The 19440-nt window shown below is 51.6% G+C and carries 17 protein-coding genes; 2 read left to right on the top strand and 15 right to left on the bottom strand.

Annotated elements, in window-relative coordinates; translation table 11 throughout:
* From EKM91_RS11660 to EKM91_RS11615, 11 genes are all read right to left on the bottom strand, one after another.
* Entirely contained in the window at window positions 1-684 is a 684-nt protein-coding gene (locus tag EKM91_RS11660) for a class A sortase (RefSeq protein WP_125754097.1), read from the bottom strand.
* Window positions 677-1231 carry a DUF4352 domain-containing protein gene (locus tag EKM91_RS11655; protein WP_125754096.1) on the bottom strand — a complete coding sequence of 185 codons (555 nt, stop codon included), beginning with the start codon at window positions 1229-1231 and terminating at the stop codon, window positions 677-679. The genes EKM91_RS11660 and EKM91_RS11655 overlap by 8 nt, the downstream gene beginning before the upstream one ends.
* Window positions 1232-1304: 73 nt before the next feature.
* Entirely contained in the window at window positions 1305-1733 is a 429-nt protein-coding gene (locus EKM91_RS11650) for a hypothetical protein (RefSeq protein ID WP_125754095.1), read from the bottom strand.
* On the bottom strand, window positions 1720-2757 hold the full coding sequence (locus tag EKM91_RS11645) for a WxLIP family cell surface protein (protein ID WP_125754094.1): 1038 nt from the start codon (window positions 2755-2757) through the stop codon (window positions 1720-1722). Before EKM91_RS11645 ends, EKM91_RS11650 begins: the two co-directional genes overlap by 14 nt.
* A gap of 91 nt (window positions 2758-2848) precedes the next feature.
* On the bottom strand, window positions 2849-3673 hold the full coding sequence (locus EKM91_RS11640; protein ID WP_125754093.1) for a WxL domain-containing protein: 825 nt from the start codon (window positions 3671-3673) through the stop codon (window positions 2849-2851).
* Window positions 3674-4002: 329 nt separating this feature from the next.
* Window positions 4003-5454: a helix-turn-helix domain-containing protein gene (locus EKM91_RS11635; protein WP_125754092.1), complete on the bottom strand. Its 1452-nt coding sequence runs from the start codon at window positions 5452-5454 to the stop codon at window positions 4003-4005.
* A 146-nt stretch (window positions 5455-5600) separates the two neighbouring features.
* Complete coding sequence (locus EKM91_RS11630) at window positions 5601-7055, bottom strand: helix-turn-helix domain-containing protein (RefSeq protein WP_164508569.1); 1455 nt, start codon at window positions 7053-7055, stop codon at window positions 5601-5603.
* A gap of 10 nt (window positions 7056-7065) precedes the next feature.
* Entirely contained in the window at window positions 7066-7752 is a 687-nt protein-coding gene (locus tag EKM91_RS13955) for a hypothetical protein (RefSeq protein WP_164508568.1), read from the bottom strand.
* A gap of 59 nt (window positions 7753-7811) precedes the next feature.
* Window positions 7812-8360, bottom strand: coding sequence for an alcohol dehydrogenase (locus tag EKM91_RS11625; protein ID WP_125754090.1), 549 nt, complete (start codon window positions 8358-8360; stop codon window positions 7812-7814).
* Window positions 8361-8803: 443 nt separating this feature from the next.
* Entirely contained in the window at window positions 8804-9961 is a 1158-nt protein-coding gene (gene nagA / locus EKM91_RS11620) for an N-acetylglucosamine-6-phosphate deacetylase (RefSeq protein WP_125754089.1), read from the bottom strand.
* A 170-nt stretch (window positions 9962-10131) separates the two neighbouring features.
* Window positions 10132-10914: a hypothetical protein gene (locus tag EKM91_RS11615; protein WP_164508567.1), complete on the bottom strand. Its 783-nt coding sequence runs from the start codon at window positions 10912-10914 to the stop codon at window positions 10132-10134.
* 136 nt (window positions 10915-11050) lie between these two features.
* Between EKM91_RS11615 and EKM91_RS11610 the strand changes: the two genes are divergently transcribed.
* On the top strand, window positions 11051-13258 hold the full coding sequence (locus EKM91_RS11610; protein WP_125754087.1) for an MBG domain-containing protein: 2208 nt from the start codon (window positions 11051-11053) through the stop codon (window positions 13256-13258).
* 207 nt (window positions 13259-13465) lie between these two features.
* Window positions 13466-15298 (top strand): LPXTG cell wall anchor domain-containing protein, encoded by a 1833-nt coding sequence (locus tag EKM91_RS11605; protein ID WP_125754086.1) that lies wholly within the window; start codon window positions 13466-13468, stop codon window positions 15296-15298.
* A gap of 50 nt (window positions 15299-15348) precedes the next feature.
* Here the strand turns inward: EKM91_RS11605 and EKM91_RS11600 are convergent, their stop codons facing one another.
* The 4 genes from EKM91_RS11600 to EKM91_RS11585 form a co-directional block, all read right to left on the bottom strand.
* Window positions 15349-16191 carry a glycosyltransferase family 8 protein gene (locus EKM91_RS11600; RefSeq protein ID WP_164508566.1) on the bottom strand — a complete coding sequence of 281 codons (843 nt, stop codon included), beginning with the start codon at window positions 16189-16191 and terminating at the stop codon, window positions 15349-15351.
* A 154-nt stretch (window positions 16192-16345) separates the two neighbouring features.
* Entirely contained in the window at window positions 16346-17425 is a 1080-nt protein-coding gene (locus EKM91_RS11595; protein WP_125754084.1) for an isocitrate/isopropylmalate dehydrogenase family protein, read from the bottom strand.
* A 20-nt stretch (window positions 17426-17445) separates the two neighbouring features.
* Window positions 17446-18204 (bottom strand): GntR family transcriptional regulator, encoded by a 759-nt coding sequence (locus EKM91_RS11590; protein WP_125754083.1) that lies wholly within the window; start codon window positions 18202-18204, stop codon window positions 17446-17448.
* Window positions 18205-18213: 9 nt separating this feature from the next.
* Window positions 18214-18990, bottom strand: coding sequence for an amidohydrolase family protein (locus EKM91_RS11585; protein WP_125754082.1), 777 nt, complete (start codon window positions 18988-18990; stop codon window positions 18214-18216).
* Between the last annotated feature and the right edge of the window lie 450 nt (window positions 18991-19440).

The raw sequence follows: 19440 nt of genomic DNA, 5'->3' as shown, positions 1-19440 counted from the left end.
TCACGTCGCAGCGATCAATTTCTGCAACGCTTGCGGTGCGCGATCCACGGTAAATGTCTGGACCAGCCGCGCTTGGATCATCAACCGTCCCGTACCATCATCATCACACGTGATCAAGGTCAATTCCGGATCAGCAGTGGGATTCAAAACGCTGACGGCAGTCGCTGGGAGATAGCGGCGGGCATCGATTTGATACGCATAAACATGCGTCATATCGGTGACATACGCCACCATCCCCAGCGTGGTTTTGACCAAAGGCCCAAACAAGACCCTTTCATCTTGGGCCATGTGGTGTCCGGCCAAAGCGTAATTGGACTGGCCCATTTTTTGGTGAGCATTCAAGGTGCCGGCTGCAAACGCCAACTCGGCATTCCCAACGCCTAAGACGATCGGCAGATTCAATTGCACCGCTGGGATCACCAGCTTGCCTACCGCAGCGACTTGATGCTTGGCCACGGCTGCTTGACTCAACCGCGCCAGCGACAACGGCTGCACTTGATCGAAGCGATAATCGGCAGTTTTGGCGTGATGCTGATTGGCGCGCACCACCTTTTGACTCACCGTGACATGATTGTGCTGCACCAACAATGCGGAAAGCTGATCTTGCCACAGGTACACGCTGAGAAACGCTGCGGCCGCCACTAACAAAACCGTCAACAGTAATTGTTTCAAGGGTTTAATCATGGGCTTGCACCCCTTTCAATTGCCAAGGGGCGATCTGGGCTTTTTTGGTGCCACGCACCGCCAAGGTGGCTGGCCGCTTCAAACTTTCCAGGCGGTAAGTCCCGATCACGGTGACACTTTGGCCCGGTTTGAGTAAGATCGCACCATTTTCTTGGTAGTTTTGATCCAGATAACTCAACTTGCCTTTGGCGACGGTGGTACTCGCCAAGACACTGGTCGTACCGCTGGCGGTTTGTTGGGCGAAGGTGACATTATTATCAAACACATACTGCGGCAATGCCGCATCCTTGCCGCGATTGTGCAAGCGGTAGCGCACCACCAAAGTCGGCTGAGCCAAAAAATCTACACTCGTGCGATAGCTGAAGCCGTCCAGCGCCAGTTGGCTGCTAGCGGCTTGAGCGGACGGTTCAGGGGCGCCGACCACGGTTTTTTCCGGGTGAATAGTTTGCATTTGCCACCACTTGATGCCTAACTTACCTAACGCGAAGACGCTCAAGACCAAGACGACGCCAGCTAACACTTGATTGATCCGTCGCCACTTGTGCATGTGCGTCCCCCCTTTGATCAAACAAAACAAGCGCTGGCACCGGTGATCCGGCGCAACCAGCGCTTGTGTGAACTCATTTTGCTAGTTGCCGCCGATTGAAGACGACGGGTAAACTGATGCCTATACTGAGCACGCTCACCAGCACCACCAAAGCGGCTGGCAGCGTGATACTGCCAGTTTGCGGCAACCGCGTGCGCTGGGTCGTCGCCGCATTGGTATTCGGCAACTGCTGCCGGTTCGTGTCTGGTGTTTTGACTTTAGTATCTTCTGGGGTCGTGTTGACCACCACTTGACTCGGGGTCTTGTTCGGCGTGGCCGCCGCCCCGCCGCCGCTAGTGTCAGCCAGCGGCAAGCGCGGGTCGGCAGGATTCAAGGCCCGATTGGTGAAGGTGACTGCCGCATCAGTTGTTTGAGTCGCCGCGGCCACTTGCTGTCTTGTCCACAGGCTTAATCCTGCTAACACCAAGACTAATGTGAGTCGTATCCATTTATGCACTTGCACTCGGTTTCGCCCCCTTCCGACGTTTGAGGAGCAGCCAGATCAACACGATCAATAGCAGTAAGATCGCGATCATGATCGCATAAGCCCACCATGGAATGTGCATCGCAGACAAGGTGTAACGGGCTGCTTGAACCGTCGAGACATGGAAGTTCTTGGTAAAATGCCAGACCTTTTGATCGGCAAACTTCAGATCATTAGACGTGTATGTGGCATGCAGCGTATAATCCCCAGGCGCGATCGACCCATTCCAAGGCACGCGCGCTGTGAAATTCGAGTTTGGCGCCACAGAGGATGAATTCAACGTGAGCGACTTCAACGTCCGATTTTGCCCTTGCTTGGTCACGCGCGCCGCCAGCGTCCCTTTGTTTAAGAGGTTCGCCTTAGGATTTTGAATATTAGCGCGCACTTCGGCACCGCCGCTAGCGGCACTGCCCACGCTCACCTGCTTCAAGCGCAAACTTGGCAGTTGGTCGATCCCATTGGATAACCGCACGGCGACGGTATAGCCATAGGTATTGCCGATCCCACGTTTCACCGTTTGGTTCACCACTGGGGTGACGCGAATGCCGCCTAAAATGATCCCGGCAAACTGCTGCTTTGGCATCGTCAGCGGCAAGTGGTACGTAGCCGTGGTTTCGGCTGGCATCTTGATTTCTTGATATTGCTTAGGAATTTTGATCAGCGTTGGTAAGGGGTATTTCAGCGTCGGATCATAGCGGGTCGACAAATTGGTGTAGTCGATTTGTCCCGCATCGGTCGTGCTGGTAGCGGTATCGCGTACGCGCACGGTCAACGGCGACTTGCCATTATTGATCAGCTTCATTTGTAATTCGGTGTGCTGACCTGGCTTCATTTCAAGGTCATAAAACATCGTGGCCTTATTCACCTGGTATTCATTGGTGATCGGCACCACAGACAGCGGCACCGCCTTCACGGCATCCGCATGGACCATTTTTGGTGCCATCATGCCTAGACCTAATATCATTAGCCCGCTTGCGAGCCACCCCGTTAACGCTTTACGCATACCTACTACACCCTTTTTTTAATCAATTAACTCCTAAAACGAGTCATGCTTAGTTTAGCATATCACGCTAAGCATGACTCGCAATGATGGCTTACTCGGCAACGATAGCTAAAGTCCAGTCGATGGTCGCTGTATAGTCGCCAGCAACCGCTGTCCCTGCAGGAACGTGCAAGGTCACATTCTTCGTGTCCCATACGGCTTGCGTGGTCCCAGTGGCCTTAGAAGACGCCACGATGTCGGCTGCTTGCCCAGGGGTCAAGGTAATATCACCGGCAACCGTTGGGATCTCATTGCCAGCGGCGGCTGTTGTGGTCCATGCCAAGGTATCGCCGCTGCCAGTCAAGGCTTGGCTCTTGGCCCCGCTCAAGTTGATGGTCGCGTCTTTCAACGAGCCGGAAAAGGCATTCAAGGTCGCGCTTAACTTCCAAGTTGGCTTTGCTGCAGCCATATCCGTCACTTGCGTATAGATCTGATGGGTATCACCATCCGTGACCGAAGTCGTCGGCTTGTTTTGGGAAGCCGGGTTGTTAGCAGCTGCAGTGTCGCCAGCGGCTAACAAGGTAATGGTTTGTTCCGCGGAAGTAGCTTCTTGGGTCCCGAAGTTCAAGACATTCGGGATCGCATCTAAGGTCAAATCGCCGACTTCACCGGTCCCTGGGTTATTCGGATCGTCTGTAGGGTGATTAGGGTTGATCGGGCCAGTTGGCTTCGTCGACTTGGTGAACGTTACATAGGCATCGCCAGTTTCAGTTGCCGGGGTGTCTGCTGTTGCGCCGCTCTTGGTTGCGGCTGTGGTGTCAGCTGGATCTGTTGTCGGGTCACCTTCCGCCGCAAAAACCGTCGTTGCCGCTGCGGAGCCGCCGATCACCAATGCAGACAATAGTGCCATTGCGGAAAGTGTCATATTCTTCTTCATATTTTATTCCTCCATTTAGGTGTATTGCGGACCCAACCCGGCGTCCGCGGATGTATATCTCAACTTATGACTATAGTATATTCCGATATTTTTTGAGAATTTTGCACGTTTCAATAAAATCCTTTATGCTTTTTGGAAAGTATAGACTTTAAAAAACCTTGTGGGAACAATTTCATCACTATCAAGACACCACATTTATCAATAATGTTATCTCATAATCACCATTTACGAATGGTTTTCGCTATGTCTTGACACATCGCTGCTTGGCCTTGACCTGGTGCAGCCCACTCAAAAAGGTGCCCCAATCGGAGCACCCTTTAGGTGAAAATTTACGAGGTTTTGAGCTGGCCCATTTTTTGCCGCTTGTTGGCATGTGCTTGCAGCAAATAGGCCATGAGGTGGTCGCGATAAGAGCGCACCGCCATGGCATGGGGATACCAAGGAAAATCGACTGGGTGGCCATGTTGCGGATCATCGATGCCGACCACGACATCCGGCGTTTGCGTCGTCACCTGCGCGACCCAAGGCACGGCGCTGACAAATTCGACCAGCTGTGGGTAATCATCCGCTAACTGATCCACATCCAAGCGCACCCGCAACGGCTTTTGCGGCGTTTGCCCTTCAAGATACGGGATGATCAAGCGCGCAACGCCTTGCACAAACCGGGCTTGATCGCGCTTGATCCCAGCATAGATCGGCTTTTTTGGCAGTGCTTGAACCAATTGATCAAGCCCTTTTTCAACCGCATCATCGCCAGGCCCAGCGTGTTGGCCAATGATGTCTTGAGCTTGCGGGAAGTCGCCGCCGCATGCGCAATACCCAAAGATCAACCGCAACAGATTCAAGCGCAGCTCGGTGCTAAACGCGCCGCTTTGTGGGCGGTAGAACTGCGCTTGCAAAGCGGCTAATACCGGCTTAGTTTCCGGTGTCGTCAGCAACGCCAACTCTTGTTGCGGCGCTAAGGCTGGCGGCTTTTGCACGTCAAAGCGCGGCTGGGTGAGCTGATAAAAATTAAAAAACGCCGCATCCAGAGTATTCAGCGGCGGCCGCACCCCGCCATGGCGCAATTTGCGGTCAGTGACTTGCCGGGCTAAAGCCATCAACACCGGATTATCCGCCAAGCAGGCGCCTTTGCCAGCCCGCAGGCGGCATACTGCTAAGAAATATTGTTGTTGGCGTTTGGCCAAGGGCAAGTCGTGCATGATCGTCAATGTTTCGCTGGCGTGTTTGACATCGGCTTCATCGACTCGGACAAACGGCCAAAAGCATCCGCGATGGGCCCACCAATACAACGCATAAAATAAGTAACGAATGTTGGTTTCAGGACCGGTAAACGTCAAAGTGGCCAGTTTTAACTTGACCCGAAAGCCTGCCATCATTTCCGTCAGCGGCCGCAGCTTGCGAGAGACTGTTGAGCGGCTGACAAATTCCCGCTGGCAAAAAGCCTCTAAACTTGGCGTCGTCCCGGTCAGACAATAATCGACCAAGCGGTAAGGCAAACTATGGCGCACGAGAAAAGACCGATAAGCATCTAAGCTGACCGGCAGCGGTGCGGCTTTGAGCAATTCCTTGCGCACCTGTACCCGCGGACGCTCCACTAACGCGGTCACGTCGGCTAAGATTTCTTGGAAAACGGCATAGGTCGGCTGATAATTAGCCTGATTCATCATCGCTAAGTCCGTGATCGTCACGTCTTGGTGGGCGTGCTTTGCCAATAAGCGATAAAGTTGATATTTCAACTGAGCAGAATGATCCAGTAAGACTTTTGCGTTTTCAGGCATCCATCATACGCCTCTTTATACTATGATAGCCCTATCATATCACGATACCGCCACCACACGAAACCAGCCTGGCTGAATCGGCGCTCTTGCCCACAAAAAAAGCCTTTGCGACACGCGCAAAAGCCTGGTTGTGTTTGATGCCGCGATCATTCCAGTGCGGCTAGGGCCTGTTTTTCTTTGCGGATCGTCACTAACTTTTGGATCAAGCTTTCTCGATAAGTGGCCAGGTCCAAGGCGTTGGCATACCAGGTGAAATCCGCCGGCAGATTTTTAGCCGGCGAATCGTCAGCGCCGATCACCACGTCGCATTCTTCGTCACTTTGGACCTCACTGACGCGAGCCACCCATGGGACACAATTGAGAAAACCGGTCAGTGCTTGGTACCCTTCGATCGCCGGATCCACATCCAACTTGACGAAAACGCGCGCATTGCGTGTGCAGCGGCGCACATATGGCGTGGCCAAACGCGCGATCTCAATGGCAAACGGGTCACAATTTTGGCGAAAAACGTCAAATGCCGCATCTGTCGGTAAGGTTTGGACCACGGCTTGGACTTTTTCCACGACATTCGGCGCACTTTCATCCACGCCGCCGCCGATCACGTCTTGCGCTTGCGGGAAGTCGCCGCCACAAATCAAATACCCAAAGACCAGCCGCAACATGTTTAAGTATAAGTCGGTGCCGATATCTCCAGACGCCGACTGATAAAGGGCATTGCATAACGCGTCAACGACTGTCGCTGACGCCGGATTGGTCAAAACCGCGATTTCTTGAGCAGGGGCTTCTGGCAAGCGCGAACGCATGTCAAACCGCGGCTGCGAGATCTGAAAGAAATTATAAAATGCGGTATCCGTACGGGTAAACGGCGGCCGCGGCTGCCCGGCGCGCAGATGCAGGGTCACCACTTTTTGATCCAACGCATCCAAGTAGGGATTATCCACGATCGCATGATTTTTCCCGACGCGCAAATGCGAGATCGCCAAGAAATATTGCATCTGCCATTGTGTCATCGGCCGCTCGTTCATGATCCCGATTTGATTACATTCTTCATGCAAGGTGCTGCGCGTGACATTTTCAAATGGCCAAAAGCTGCCGCGATGGGCCCACCAATAAACAGTATATAGGAAGTAACGGATGTTCATCTCACTGCCGGAAAATGCTAATTTAGCCAGCTTCAACTTGACGCCAAAATGCGCCATCAAGTTATTCACCGGCTTGAGCTTGCGCGAGATCGTCGAGCGGCTGATGAACTCCCGCTCACAAAATTGATTCGGACTAGGCGCGGCGGCGGTGACTGCATAATCGATCAAACGATACACCAAGCTTTGCTGCACCAGATACGACCGATACGCATCCAAACTCAATGGCAAAGGTGCAGCCACTAACATTTGCTTGCGCACCACGTCGCGGCGCTTGCCGGTGATCGCCACAAGATCGCCAAGCAATTCTTGAAACACGTTATACGTCGGCTGATACTTCGCTTGCATCAGCCCGGCCAGATCGGTAATGGTCATGTTCGTGACGTACGGTCGCGCCAAGAGCGAATATAGCTGGTATTTTAATTGATCGGCCCGCTCCAAAAAGATCCCCGCGTAGTCCATGACACCCCTCCTAGTCAATATCTGTAAAGACAAACGTCGCGCCGTGACCGGAGTCGGCCACTTGGCGCAGCGGCGCGTCAAACAACGCGGCCACTGCTGGTTCGGCATGTTCCCATTGATCATATTGGCGCGCTCCGCTTGGTACCGGGCTGAATATCCCCGGCTCATCGGCTGGCCGTTGCGCCAGCACGTAAGCGGACAACGTCTTGGCCTGATGCATCGGCCACCCATCTAACAACTCGCCAACCAGCGGAACTTGCCCCGGCATACTTTGCGTTTCGTTAGCCAAAAAATCATACAGCGTCTGCGCCGGCAAGACTAAATAAGTCGCTTTTCCTTGCGGCCGCGGCGCGCCGGCACTGACTTGATCTAACACCCCTGCCACTAAATCGGCTGTTGCCACCCCTAACAAGTATACGGCCTCTATGCCAGCTGCAGCGCTTGCTTGGCAAAAATCAGCGACCGCCGCAGCCGTCAACGGCAGCTTGGCTTCGCGATCAGGCAAGGAAACCGCCAACAAAGCGCGATCATGGTGCTGACCTTGCTGCCGCAGCTGCCAATAACAAGGCCGCTCATGATCAAGCGGGCCAAGATGGACCACTAAGCTGTGCGCGACTTGTGGCATCGTCGCCAAGACCGTTTCTGGCGACAGATGACTGGGCTGCCGCCACGCCTTGATTTTTGTCAACCAGCCCACGATGCCGCCTCCCTCCATTAAAAAAATACCCAGTTGTTGCTTGACTTCGTTGTGCTTCCTTATCTCACTCTGGCCGCAACTGCCGCTAATACCCGTTTTAAGCTGGCAGAATCAGGGGCTTCATCAAGTTGCCGCTGGACTTCCGGAGTCAAGTATTGCTCTTCGGCCGCCCGCCGTGCCGCCACGGCATCGGCATAATTGATGAACATTTGATTCAAGACATAATGGCCGCGCAACATCAACCGTGCGACCCAGCGGCCGGCAGTTTTGTCAAAAGACACCCCTGGCACCCCTGAGCGGTTATTGCGCCGCGGGATCAATGACGCTTGTAAGTTCACGCCATTGGTGATCCCAAACCCATTACGAGACCCAATATTGCGCACAAATGCCGGATTAGACCGGGCATTATTGATGCTCACTTCACGCCGCCAGCACCCACAACTGGTGGTCGTGCCATGGCGGAGCCGATACCCATCAGTGACCACCACATTGCCACAATCACACTGACAACGCCAAAGCGCGTTACCATTATGCTGATCTCGTCCTGCATATTCTTGGACGACTAAGCGACCATAGCGCTGCCCGGTCATATCGATTCGTTTGGTCATCTTCATCACTCCTTACTCAGGTACCACGTCTTTCCCCCAAAGATGGTGCGACCCGATAGACTGTTTCAAATATAAGCTAAAATGTGGGGTCGTGGCGTGCAGGTTTTATAAAGATTTCTCGCGCCAAATGAATTGGTCCCTACTTAAACCCGCATTTACCCGGAGACGTTCGTTTTTCACGGCAAAAGTCTAGACCTTTTGCCCATAAATGCCGACTGCACGCGGTTTTTCGCCGCTAATGCTGGCAGCGGCTGCTTGGTGTCGTGTCATTTTATTGGCGCGAGCCGGCGGATCTCGACGCGGTCATACCAGCATTTAAACGAAAAATACCGCTTTTGCGCGCTTATGTATAGGCGGTATTATTTGGATTCGTAGGCACCAATCACGGCAAACAAAAAGTGCTTTTGGCGCTGCTCATCGGCAGATCCAAAAGCACTTCAAGCTTAGGCTTGGTAACGCGAAACCCCATCCAAGTAGGTTTCCGCTAAGCTCATGTCTTTGTTTAACACTAAGAAATCGGCATCCCGGCCAGGCAAGATGCTCCCGCACTTATCATCGATTTTCGAAGACTTGGCCGGTACATAAGACGCCATCATCACGGCTTCTTGCGGGGTGTTGTTGTTCCAGTCCACGACGTTTTTGATCGCGTCGTTGAGCTTCAAGATCGACCCAGCCAAGTTGCCGCCATCTTTCAAGCGCGCCGTGCCGTCTTTAACGATCACTGGGAATTCTCCGAGCATATAATCGCCTTCAGGCATCAAGCCGGCAGACATGCAATCGGTGATCAGTGCAATGTGTTCTGGGGTCTTTTCGCGGATCAAAGACGCCGCCACTTCCGGCCGCACATGATGGCCATCGCAGATCAATTCATCATCGACCAAGTTCAAAAACATGGCCGCGCCAACCATCCCCGGTTCGCGGTGGCTCAAGCCTGACATGCCGTTGAAAGTGTGACAAAAGACGCCGGCGCCGGCTTCGATACAAGCTTTGGCTTGTTCAAAGGTCGCAGAACTGTGCCCTAAAGCGACCGCCTTGCCGTCTTGGGCCATATGCTTGACGAATTCAACGGCACCATCACGTTCTGGGGCCAAGGCCATTTTTTGCAACATGCCTTTGGCCGATTTTTGCCATTCATCATATTCTTCAATAGAAGGATCACGGAAGTACTTCGGGTTTTGCGCCCCTTTGTGTTCTTCGGTGAAAAATGGGCCTTCAAAGTAAATCCCTTGGATCTTAGCGCCGGTTTCTTCGCCGGCGTGATCGCCGATAGTTTTGCAGACGGCATTGAGGTGCTCAAAATCAGCGGTCAATGTCGTTGGCAACCAGCTGGTGACCCCAGTCTTCAAAAGGCCTTCAGACATTTCGTTCAAAGCCTGCCAGTCATTGTCCATCACGTCATGCCCTAGCGAGCCGTGGATATGCGTATCGACTAAACCAGGCGCGATCCATTGATCACCATAATCTTTGATCTGCCCAGTGGGCTTTTCACCATAAGCAGGAATGTAATCGCCGAACTTATGGTCATCGGTGACCTCAAGCCAGCCACCATTTTCAGTGGTGTTCTTCAGGAAAAACTTGTCCGCATGGATGTAGTAGCTCATTACATGATCTCCTTCATTAGACATTGCTGTTTTCAACATTATCAGTGTAGCACGGATACCGTTAGTGGTCTAGGCCAAAAACCAGCTGCTGCTTCACTTGCAGTATAGCAAATTCGCGCCTGTCTCGGGTAGTAAAAAGGCGCCGCGACACTATCGCCGGCGCCGATCCTTTATTTCACGATGGTCCAATCATCCAACGTCTTGCCGTTGGCGTCTTTGAATTGCAGCCAACTGTTGGTGTTGCCAAAGTACAAAAACAACCCCACTTCATTGGTACTTTTCAAAATAATATCCGCCGTTGTCACAAAATCCTGATTGAACGCTGCTTGGTGCTCTTGCCGCAGCTGCTGGGCAAAGCGGGCAGAAAAGCCCAAAGAGCCATCGGCATTCAGTTTCGGCTCAGGCAGCATGTGCGCGCCGGCAACTAAGCGCATTTCGTTGCGCTTTTGCCAGTAAATGGTGGCTTGCGTGCCGGCAAAATCAGTCGTAAACGCCACTGCTGCTACCGCCTTTTGCCAGCGATGTTGCGCTTTGGCAGGCTTTTTCTTAGCCTTAGGCGCAAACGCCGCTCCAAGCAACGTCAGCACCGGCAGCAGTGCGGCGATATAAGCTTGCGCTGGTTTTTGCTGATTCTTAGGGACAGTGAGCTTCGGATCGGCGAACTTTAATCCCGCCTTAGTCGCCAAAGCACTCAACATACCGCTGATATATGCCGGCTCAGTATCGGCAAGCGGCAGGATCACCAAGCTGCGCGTCACCACCGCGGCATCAGCAACTTGATCGATACCCAGCAAGTCACTGCCTTGATAATAAAGCGTCGTCGCCGTTTTTTGCGCCGGATGCACCCCCGGGAATACTTGCAATGTGCCTTGATCGTTAGGCAACACCAGGTTCAAGTGATCGTCTTGTAATTGTGTTTCCATCATCGTCGTCCCTTTAAGGTTTTGTTCCATTATAGCGAATCACAGCCGCTCACGGGTAAATATTAAAAAGCTTATGTTTTGCAATCCCAAAAGCCGCCTTGTTACGCTAAGAGTATAGACAATTTGCTGGGGGAACTGATCCGAATCGGATCAAGGAGGAATTTTGATGAAGAAACCAACCACACGCCTGCCCAATAAGCGCGTTGCAGTGTGCAGCCTGGCCCTGATCACCCTATTAGTGTCCGGCAATGCCGGCGTGGTGCATGCGGCGGTGGGCAGTGCTGAAACCACGGTAACGTCACCACCAACGCACCAAACCGAAACCAACTCTGCAAGCAGTGCGGCAATTGGCCACAACGACGGGCAAGCACCGATCACCAATCGTTCTGCAAGTACCATCGCGGCAACACCAACTGATTCAGCGCAAGCCACGCCAAATGTCAAACTCGACAGTAATCAGGCTAAGCCTCTGAACATACCGCAAAAGATGCTCGAACCAGCAGTTCCAAAGCAAAATCATCTGTATGATCAACTGATTTTATCAACCACCATTAATTCAAAAGACTATGGCGACGACTTTACTTTCAGCCTTACGATTCGAGGCTATAAGGACGGGCAAGCGACCACGATCCCTGAGTCACAATGGGGACCCACTGCGAAAAATCTATCCATTGAGGACTTTACCTTTGATGGTTTTGCCAATAATGAGCAGCCCCGAGATGTCGGCGAATATAGCGCACGACTTGATCCAAACATTATTGATCAGATCGCCAACGAACTCGGTGCGGAGTCGGCAATGGCATCAGTTCCCGGTTTTATCATTGGCAGACGTCCTTTAACCATTGAAATTGGAGCGTTAACGATTATTGAGGGACAACCGATCGACCTTGACGATTTGTACGTGGTCATTTCAAATCTTGCCCCAGGGGATGAGCATGCTTTACTTGGCTACTCCGTTACCCCAGACGCTATTGACCTGCCTGTCGGGACGCATAATGTCACGATAGACGTGCATCTGCCTGAAAGCATCGCCAAAAATTATATCACTAACTATCCTAACATTCCGGCAATTAATGTGATTCCTGACCCAGCTAATGTGCCAAGCCTTCAACTTGGCACCACCACCACCTACAGCGGTTTTTCAGATGTGCCTGAAGACCTGATTCAAGCCAACCCAGTCATGGAGGCGGCCTTGGCTGAGATCGCAGGTGAAGATAGTCGGCCGCTTAACTTGCTTGAATATGAAGTCGATGGCCAATGGCGTGCCGAACCGGCTTGGGATGCAGGTGAATATCAGGTGCGGATCGCCCCTGAGTATGTCAGCCAGATCCGCGCTGCTTTCCCGGACCATTTTCTGGATGATGCCATGTTTACAGGGCTCTATACCATTTTGCCGAAAACCATTGACCCGAACAATCCTGATCCAACAGATCCGCAACTGAGCATTGGCGGCACCAAAACCTATTCTGGTGACGCCAGCTTACCAGCCGACTTGATCGACCATGATCTAGCGCTAGGTGTGAGCGCCGACCAGCTGGAATATCAAGCAAGCGGCACGCCTGACTGGTCCAAAACCGCGCCGACAGACGCAGGCACCTATCATGTCCGCGTGGAGCCTGAATATGTTGCGACCATTCGTGAGGCGTATGCCAACTATGACTTGCCAGATGAATTCTTCTCTGGCACTTATACCATCACGCCTAAATTAGTCGACCCAAACGCACCGCATCCGCTTGATCCTCAGCTGACGATTGGCGGGACCAAAGTCTACTCTGGTGACAACCGCTTGCCAGCTGATTTTCTTACCCACAACCTGCAGTTTGATCTAGCCGTCAGTCATCTTGAATTTCGCGGCGTGACGGCGGCGCGCGTACAAGACTGGACAGCGACTGTCCCAACAGCTGTGGGCCGCTATCACGTCCGCGTCAAACCGGAACACGCCGAAGCTATTCGTGACGCCCATGCAAACTTCGAGTTGCCAGACGACTTCTTCATGGGGACCTACAACATCACCATGCTGGATACTGACGGGGAAAATGGCGGCGATGGCGAAAATGGCGGACAAGACGGTAATGGTAACAACAATAACAGCGGCAACAATAACAACAACGCTGGCGGCAGTAATGCCGGCCAAAACGGCGGCAATCCGACTAAACCTGGTACCGGTGCTGCCAACCAAAATACCGGCACCACAATCGGCGGCGGCACCACGACCGCACTGCCCGCAACCGCAGCTAAGACTGCAGCAAAATCGGCCGCATCCCAAGCCAACCTCCCAGCCACCGGGGAACAAACCCAAGGCTTGCTCGCCTTGATCGGTGCTGCCTTGTTAGCGGCGCTGGGATTGCGTACCCGCAAGCGTCGAAACGATTAAGCCGCATCACTTAAGCATCCGCATCAAAACAGGCCTCATCACGGTTGATGAGGCCTGTTTGGCGTCCAACCACCGCAAACCACCAGACGGCGCAAGACAAATATTAAAAAGCTTATGTTTTGCAATCCAAAAAGCCGTCTTGTTACGCTTAGATTATAGATAATTTGCTGGGGGAACCGATCCGAATTGGATCAAGGAGGAATTTTGATGAAGAAACCAACCACACGCCTGCCTAATAAGCGCGTTGCGGTGTGCAGCCTGGCCCTAATCACCCTATTAGTATCCGGCAATGCTGGCGTGGTGCATGCGGCGGCGATCACCACCGCACCCACTGCAGCTGAAAAGCCGACAGACAGTAAAGATTCGGCTGATAATCATCCTGCCACGTTGCCTGCACCGGCGACCAGTATGGAGAATAATGCTACCGCAGTGCCTGCACCGGCGCCTCAAACAGAAAAACATGGTACCATGCTGCCCACACCAAAACCGCGTCCTGAAACTAATGATATCGCCGTTCCCACGCAAGCAGCTAATACGCATGCGGCTGAATCAAAGGCTTGGGAGTATGATGCCCTCAAGATCGAATTCCATTTTGCTTCCGCTGCTTATGGTGATGCGCCGACTATCACCGCCTCAATACAAGGAAGCCGTGACGGTGAAATGGTCGACATCCCATCTGACGAATGGGGCCCGACTTTACACAATCTATCGCTTGCTGATTTTTACTTTAATACTGCCAATGGTGACTTCCCGCGTGATGTTGGCATTTATACTGCATACGCAAAAGACACGACAATTTCTAAAATCATGACAGAACTCAATACTAGGGAAGCATCATCTAGTTCTACCGAATTTGAAATCTTACCTCGTCTTTTGAACACCATGATCACCCCTTTAACTATTTTTGAAGGCCAACCCCTCGATCCCGATAACTGGCAAGTTGACATCAGTAATCTTGCTCCAGGCGATGAAGACGCTGCCGTGTCTTATACCGTTACGCCTCAATCTTCTGATCTTTCTGTGGGGATGCACAAGGTGAAGTTAGACGTGCATTTACCAGCAAGCATCGCCCATAACTATGTCACCACCTATCCTGACATTCCGGCACTTAATGTGGTGCCCGCTCCGCCTGCCATGCCAACTCTGCAACTCGGGACGACCACCACCTACAGCGGCTTTTCAGATGTGCCTGAAGCCCTGATTCAAGCCAATCCGTCAATGACGGCTGCGATGGCAGAAATCGCCGGTGAAGACCGCAAGCCGCTGGACTTGCTCGAATATAACGTAAATGGTGAATGGCGCGCCGAACCGGCTTGGGATGTTGGTGAATACCCGGTGCGGATCGCGCCAGAGTACGTCGAAGCGATCCGTGCCGCCTTTCCAGACTATCCCCTAAATGATGCCATGTTCACGGGGATCTACACGATCTTGCCCAAGCTGGTGGATCCGAACAACCCTGATCCGATCGATCCCCACCTGACAATTGGCGGGACCAAAGTCTACTCTGGTGATAACCGCTTGCCCGCCAATTTCATCTCCCACAGCCTGCTGTTTGATCTAGAGGCCACGCATCTTCAGTATCAGCGGGTGGGCACTGCAGACTGGACAGCAACTGCTCCAACCGCCGCTGGCACGTATCGTGTCCGCGTCGATCCGCTGTACGCCGAAGCGATTCGTGAAGCCCATGCGAACTTCGAACTGCCAGACGCCTTCTTCATGGGTACCTACACCATCACCATGCAGGATACTGACGGGGAAAATGGCGGACAAGACGGTAATGGTAATAACAACAACGCTGGCGGCAGCAATACCGGCCAAAACGGCGGTGATCCGGCCAAACCTAGCACCGGTACTGCCGGCCAAACTACTGGCAGCGGCACCACGACCGCACTGCCGGCAACCAAGACCGCAGCAAAATCATCCCCATCGCAAGCCGCGCTTCCAGCTGCCGGGGAACAAACGCAAGGCTTGATCGCCTTGATCGGTGCTGCTTTGTTAGCGGTGCTGGGATTGCGTATTCGCAAGCGCAAGGAACACTAAGCTGACGCATCTAAAAGAGCCTCATCGTTTGATGAGGCTCTTTTTTGCGGCTAACTGCCTAAAGCAGCATTGTAATATAACTTTTCCAGAAATTGGTGCGGAAAGCCATTCTTCCACGGCTTCTGATGCCCGCAAAAATGAACTAGGACTGGATGTTGCCGCACGCTTTGTAAGACCTTTTTCGAAAATCGCTGGGTGGCGCCCAGCATGATATTGGTTTGGGCATTGTACCGGGGATGCAGCGGCTGCCACTGATCATGCAAGATCGCGTTCAGCGCATCTTGATCGTGATAGCGACAAAGCATCACGTTGGCTTGCGCATAGGCCAACACCTGTTGGGCCACATGCTCAGCTCGCCAACGCGCGACATCGATCAACAGCATTCCCGAGTTGAAATACCGCTCATGCGGAACATGAGCCAGATTCATTTTGGCAAAACGCCCCAGATCGCCGCCGTCTGCAACCGCCCCAATGAGCTTGGTGCCTAAGTCAGTGGCATATAGCGAACGCAAGCGCCCGGTATTGACCATGTCGACATCCAGATATAAGACGCGCTGCACCGGCTGACCAGCCAGCAATTGATCCACTAAAACCCGATAATAGGCCGCTTTCGGGATCCGGTCGCTGGTGGCAACATTTGGCGGCAGCGCCACGTTGGGGGTCAAAAGGTGCATCGTCACCCAAGGGTCATCTTCGAATCGCCACTGCAAAACCGCTTGGTAATGCCGCGACACCTGCTCACACACCACGTAAAAGTGAATACGTTCACGCGGGTTATGCGCAATGATCGTCCGACATAAATTCAGCGCTTGGGCTACCATTTGGTCATCGATCACCATCATAATATTAATTGGCGCAACTGCGAAGTCAACGCGCTTTGGTGCTACTACCATGCACAACACTCCTTGTCTGATCAGGATGTATATATAGATATACTTATATTCACCATAACTTAAGTGTAACAAGACGGCAGCAGTGCAAGCAAACGTGGCCATCAAAATAGACCCTATCGCCAAGGATAGGGTCTATTTTGATGGCGGCAGGCACTTATGCCAACGGCGCCAAATGCGCGATCACCGCTGAAGCAAAATCCGAGGTGCTGGTATCGCCGCCAAGATCTGGGGTCTTGATCCCTGCAGCCAGCGTCGCATCCACAGCGGTGGTGATGATCTGCCCCAGCTGGTTCAAAGCGGGGTCTTGGCGCTTCGTGCCAAGCCAGTCCAATAACATCGCCGTACTTAAGATCATCGAAGTCGGATTGGCGACATTTTGACCGGCGATGTCTGGCGCCGCGCCATGCGCGGCTTGAGCCATCACTTGTGTCCCGTTGGTATTGATCGAAGCCGACATGCCTAAACTGCCGACCAACTCACCCGCCAGATCAGACACAATATCGCCAAACAAATTCTCGGTCACCACCACATCAAATTGTTGCGGGTTGCGGACTAAATGCGCCGTGAAGGCATCGATATGCATGTCATTGACCGTGACTTGCGGATAGTCTTTGGCCACGGCATAACAGACGTCGCGGAAAAAACCGAAGCTATACTTGAGCACGTTCGCTTTATGCACGATGGTGACCTTTTGCCGGCGCTTTTGGGCCAAGTCAAAAGCCACCCGGGCAATGCGAGTAATGGCCTTGCGTGTGAATACCCCGGTGGTGATAGCCACATCCGGGGTCACCATCGCTTCGCCAATGCCTTGATACATATTGCGATCGGATAAAAAGCCTTCTGAATTTTCCCGGACGATCACCAGATCCGCTTTCCCCACTAGGCTATTCGTACCCGGCAAGGTGCGGCTAGGACGAATGTTCGCATATAAATAAAAGGTGTGGCGCAGTTCACCAGAAGGATTGCGCGTCCGCTGCATCGCTGGCGGATAGCCGGCATTATCATGCGGCCCCATCAACCAGCCATCAACATGCCGCAACCCTTGCTTGGTGCGTTCAGGCACCGGCTCATGATCTGAGGCAAACGCCTCATAGCCAATCGGCAATGAAACATAGTCAAACCTCGTCCCTTGCCCAAAAGCCGCAGTGGCTGCTTGCAATACCTGCAAGGCGGCCCCGACGATCTCTGGTCCGATCGCATCACCTTTTAAAACCCCTAGTTGATAGGTTGCCATGATTCTGCCCTCCGATTAGGTTAGTCATAGATCCAAGGTGAATTTAACCGGCGTTGGATCACTTTGTCTGGAAGCAGGCTACGGGTGTTCATCTCATGTAAAATTGCCTCCTGCGAATGGTCGAGATGCTGAACCACGGCTTGGGTAACACGACCGGAATCTCGACTCACCATGGCATTGAAGATCCGCCAATGTTCTTCCAGTGCTCGCTGACGTCGACTTCTAATGGTTAAGTTCGCGTCTCTGAAATAGATTAAATACGTCGAGATATCAGTCACCATTGCTTTGAGGTGAGGCATTTCCGAATATGAATAAATCATGCGATTAAACAAAGACAATGAATTGACCACATCGGATACCTTATCATGTTTATTCATATCCTCTGCTTCTCTAAGCAGATCACTCATACAATCATAATCACCCTTTGACATTCGCTGCATGGCGTTTCGAGTAGCCAATGAATCCAGCTCGAACCGAATGGAAAAGATCTCACTCGTTGCTTCAGAGTCTAACCCTGTCACCGTCACCCCTCTACCGCGTTCTCGGGTCACCAACTGTTCATCGATCAATCGATCAATTGCATATCTCAGTGGTGTCCGCGACATATTTAAGACATTTGCCAAACTATACTCAAAAAACTGCTGACCGCCACTGATATTACCTAAAATGATAGCCTTTCGCATTGCCAAATACGTCCGATCGCATAGCGGTAAAGACGCGTTTTCATCAAGGTACTTTTCAATTTCACCAGCAACTTGATGAATATTACTATCAGCCATACTTCCACCTCAAATCGTCTTGAAATACCATTTCTGCGCATTCCGATACAAAACGTTATCGACAGCCTCCGAATCATAGGAAAGTGCTTCTTGGATCCGATAGATATCAGCCATCGAAAAACAGTTATCAGCCTGAGTTTCAGGCAGCTCAGTACCAAACATTAAGCCCTGCGGATTTTCTCGATAAAGCAGCGGTAGTACAATCTTCATCTGATTCTTTTGGTTAACGGCGTGACTAAGACCAGTCACTTTGAGTCTAACGCCATGCGCTAAATATTGTCGCAACCTAATTAATGATAGGCACACCGTATTAGGAAAATAAACAGAAACCTTTGGCAACTTCAGTATCAAAGTTTCTAATTCTGGATCTACCTGTGAACCAGGTGAGTAAAATTCAGTTGACCACTTGGCCAAACTATAAACACGATTTGCTAAAGTTTCAATTTCTGTAAGTGAGTTTTTGCCAACCCGCGAGAGATCGAATCTAATCCCGCGAATCCCCATCTCATCAAGCGCCATAATTTCATCATCAGTAAACGTATTGGGGATCTGCGTGATTCCAACGTACCGTTTACCTAACTGCGGCAAAATCCCCATTAAGTACCACTGATCATCGCCATGAAACGCGCTAGAAACTACTGCGCCACCAACAAAATCCAGTGGCAAACTGTGGCACTCCTTAAGATACCGTCCAACTAAGTATGATTTTCGAGGAGGTACTTTGCGCGCATTGATTGAAAAGGGTCGTTCGATAATATGAAAATGAGCATCGAAAATCTTTTGCATAGTGTCACCTGTCTGCAGACAAATACAAGTACATTTTACGCCTTTATAGAAAAAATCTGCTTTAAACCGAAAATCTTCACAAAAATGTGTAAATATCCTAAATAAACTCTAAACATTAGGATAGTGACTTTTATTGTCAAATTCGTATATTTAACTGCATATTATCCGTAACAAGCCAAAAGTCATACTTAACAAATAGAATATCGTCCAGCTAACGAAAAATCTGGTCTATATCCTTTAAAGTAACAACTTAGCTTACACCGAAAAGCACTACCGTAATAGAAGCTATTTAAAACGAATTTTGTGCGTAAGTCTATCAGTACGATGTTAGGATAATCCAAAACTTAACACATAATCCCAAAAGTTTTACAAACGCAAATTGCAAGAACAAGTTAGCCACCCCATGGCACGACACCGTGAGATGAACTGTTATCTTTGATGAGTTGAGTT

This window comes from Lacticaseibacillus baoqingensis (assembly GCF_003946165.1).
Taxonomy (GTDB): domain Bacteria; phylum Bacillota; class Bacilli; order Lactobacillales; family Lactobacillaceae; genus Lacticaseibacillus; species Lacticaseibacillus baoqingensis.
The sequence above is the reverse complement of the archived record's forward strand: the minus strand, read 5'-3'. Positions and strand labels throughout refer to the sequence as shown.

Excerpts from the sequence above, each read along its gene's own strand:
- EKM91_RS11660 (WP_125754097.1), bottom strand. The coding sequence starts at position 684 with ATGATTAAACCCTTGAAACAATTACTGTTGACGGTTTTGTTAGTGGCG.
- EKM91_RS11655 (WP_125754096.1), bottom strand. The coding sequence starts at position 1,231 with ATGCACAAGTGGCGACGGATCAATCAAGTGTTAGCTGGCGTCGTCTTG.
- EKM91_RS11645 (WP_125754094.1), bottom strand. The coding sequence starts at position 2,757 with ATGCGTAAAGCGTTAACGGGGTGGCTCGCAAGCGGGCTAATGATATTA.
- EKM91_RS11640 (WP_125754093.1), bottom strand. The coding sequence starts at position 3,673 with ATGAAGAAGAATATGACACTTTCCGCAATGGCACTATTGTCTGCATTG.
- EKM91_RS11635 (WP_125754092.1), bottom strand. The coding sequence starts at position 5,454 with ATGCCTGAAAACGCAAAAGTCTTACTGGATCATTCTGCTCAGTTGAAA.
- EKM91_RS11630 (WP_164508569.1), bottom strand. The coding sequence starts at position 7,055 with ATGGACTACGCGGGGATCTTTTTGGAGCGGGCCGATCAATTAAAATAC.
- EKM91_RS11625 (WP_125754090.1), bottom strand. The coding sequence starts at position 8,360 with ATGACCAAACGAATCGATATGACCGGGCAGCGCTATGGTCGCTTAGTC.
- nagA (WP_125754089.1), bottom strand. The coding sequence starts at position 9,961 with ATGAGCTACTACATCCATGCGGACAAGTTTTTCCTGAAGAACACCACT.
- EKM91_RS11615 (WP_164508567.1), bottom strand. The coding sequence starts at position 10,914 with ATGGAACAAAACCTTAAAGGGACGACGATGATGGAAACACAATTACAA.
- EKM91_RS11610 (WP_125754087.1), top strand. The coding sequence starts at position 11,051 with ATGAAGAAACCAACCACACGCCTGCCCAATAAGCGCGTTGCAGTGTGC.
- EKM91_RS11605 (WP_125754086.1), top strand. The coding sequence starts at position 13,466 with ATGAAGAAACCAACCACACGCCTGCCTAATAAGCGCGTTGCGGTGTGC.
- EKM91_RS11600 (WP_164508566.1), bottom strand. The coding sequence starts at position 16,191 with ATGGTAGTAGCACCAAAGCGCGTTGACTTCGCAGTTGCGCCAATTAAT.
- EKM91_RS11595 (WP_125754084.1), bottom strand. The coding sequence starts at position 17,425 with ATGGCAACCTATCAACTAGGGGTTTTAAAAGGTGATGCGATCGGACCA.
- EKM91_RS11590 (WP_125754083.1), bottom strand. The coding sequence starts at position 18,204 with ATGGCTGATAGTAATATTCATCAAGTTGCTGGTGAAATTGAAAAGTAC.
- EKM91_RS11585 (WP_125754082.1), bottom strand. The coding sequence starts at position 18,990 with ATGCAAAAGATTTTCGATGCTCATTTTCATATTATCGAACGACCCTTT.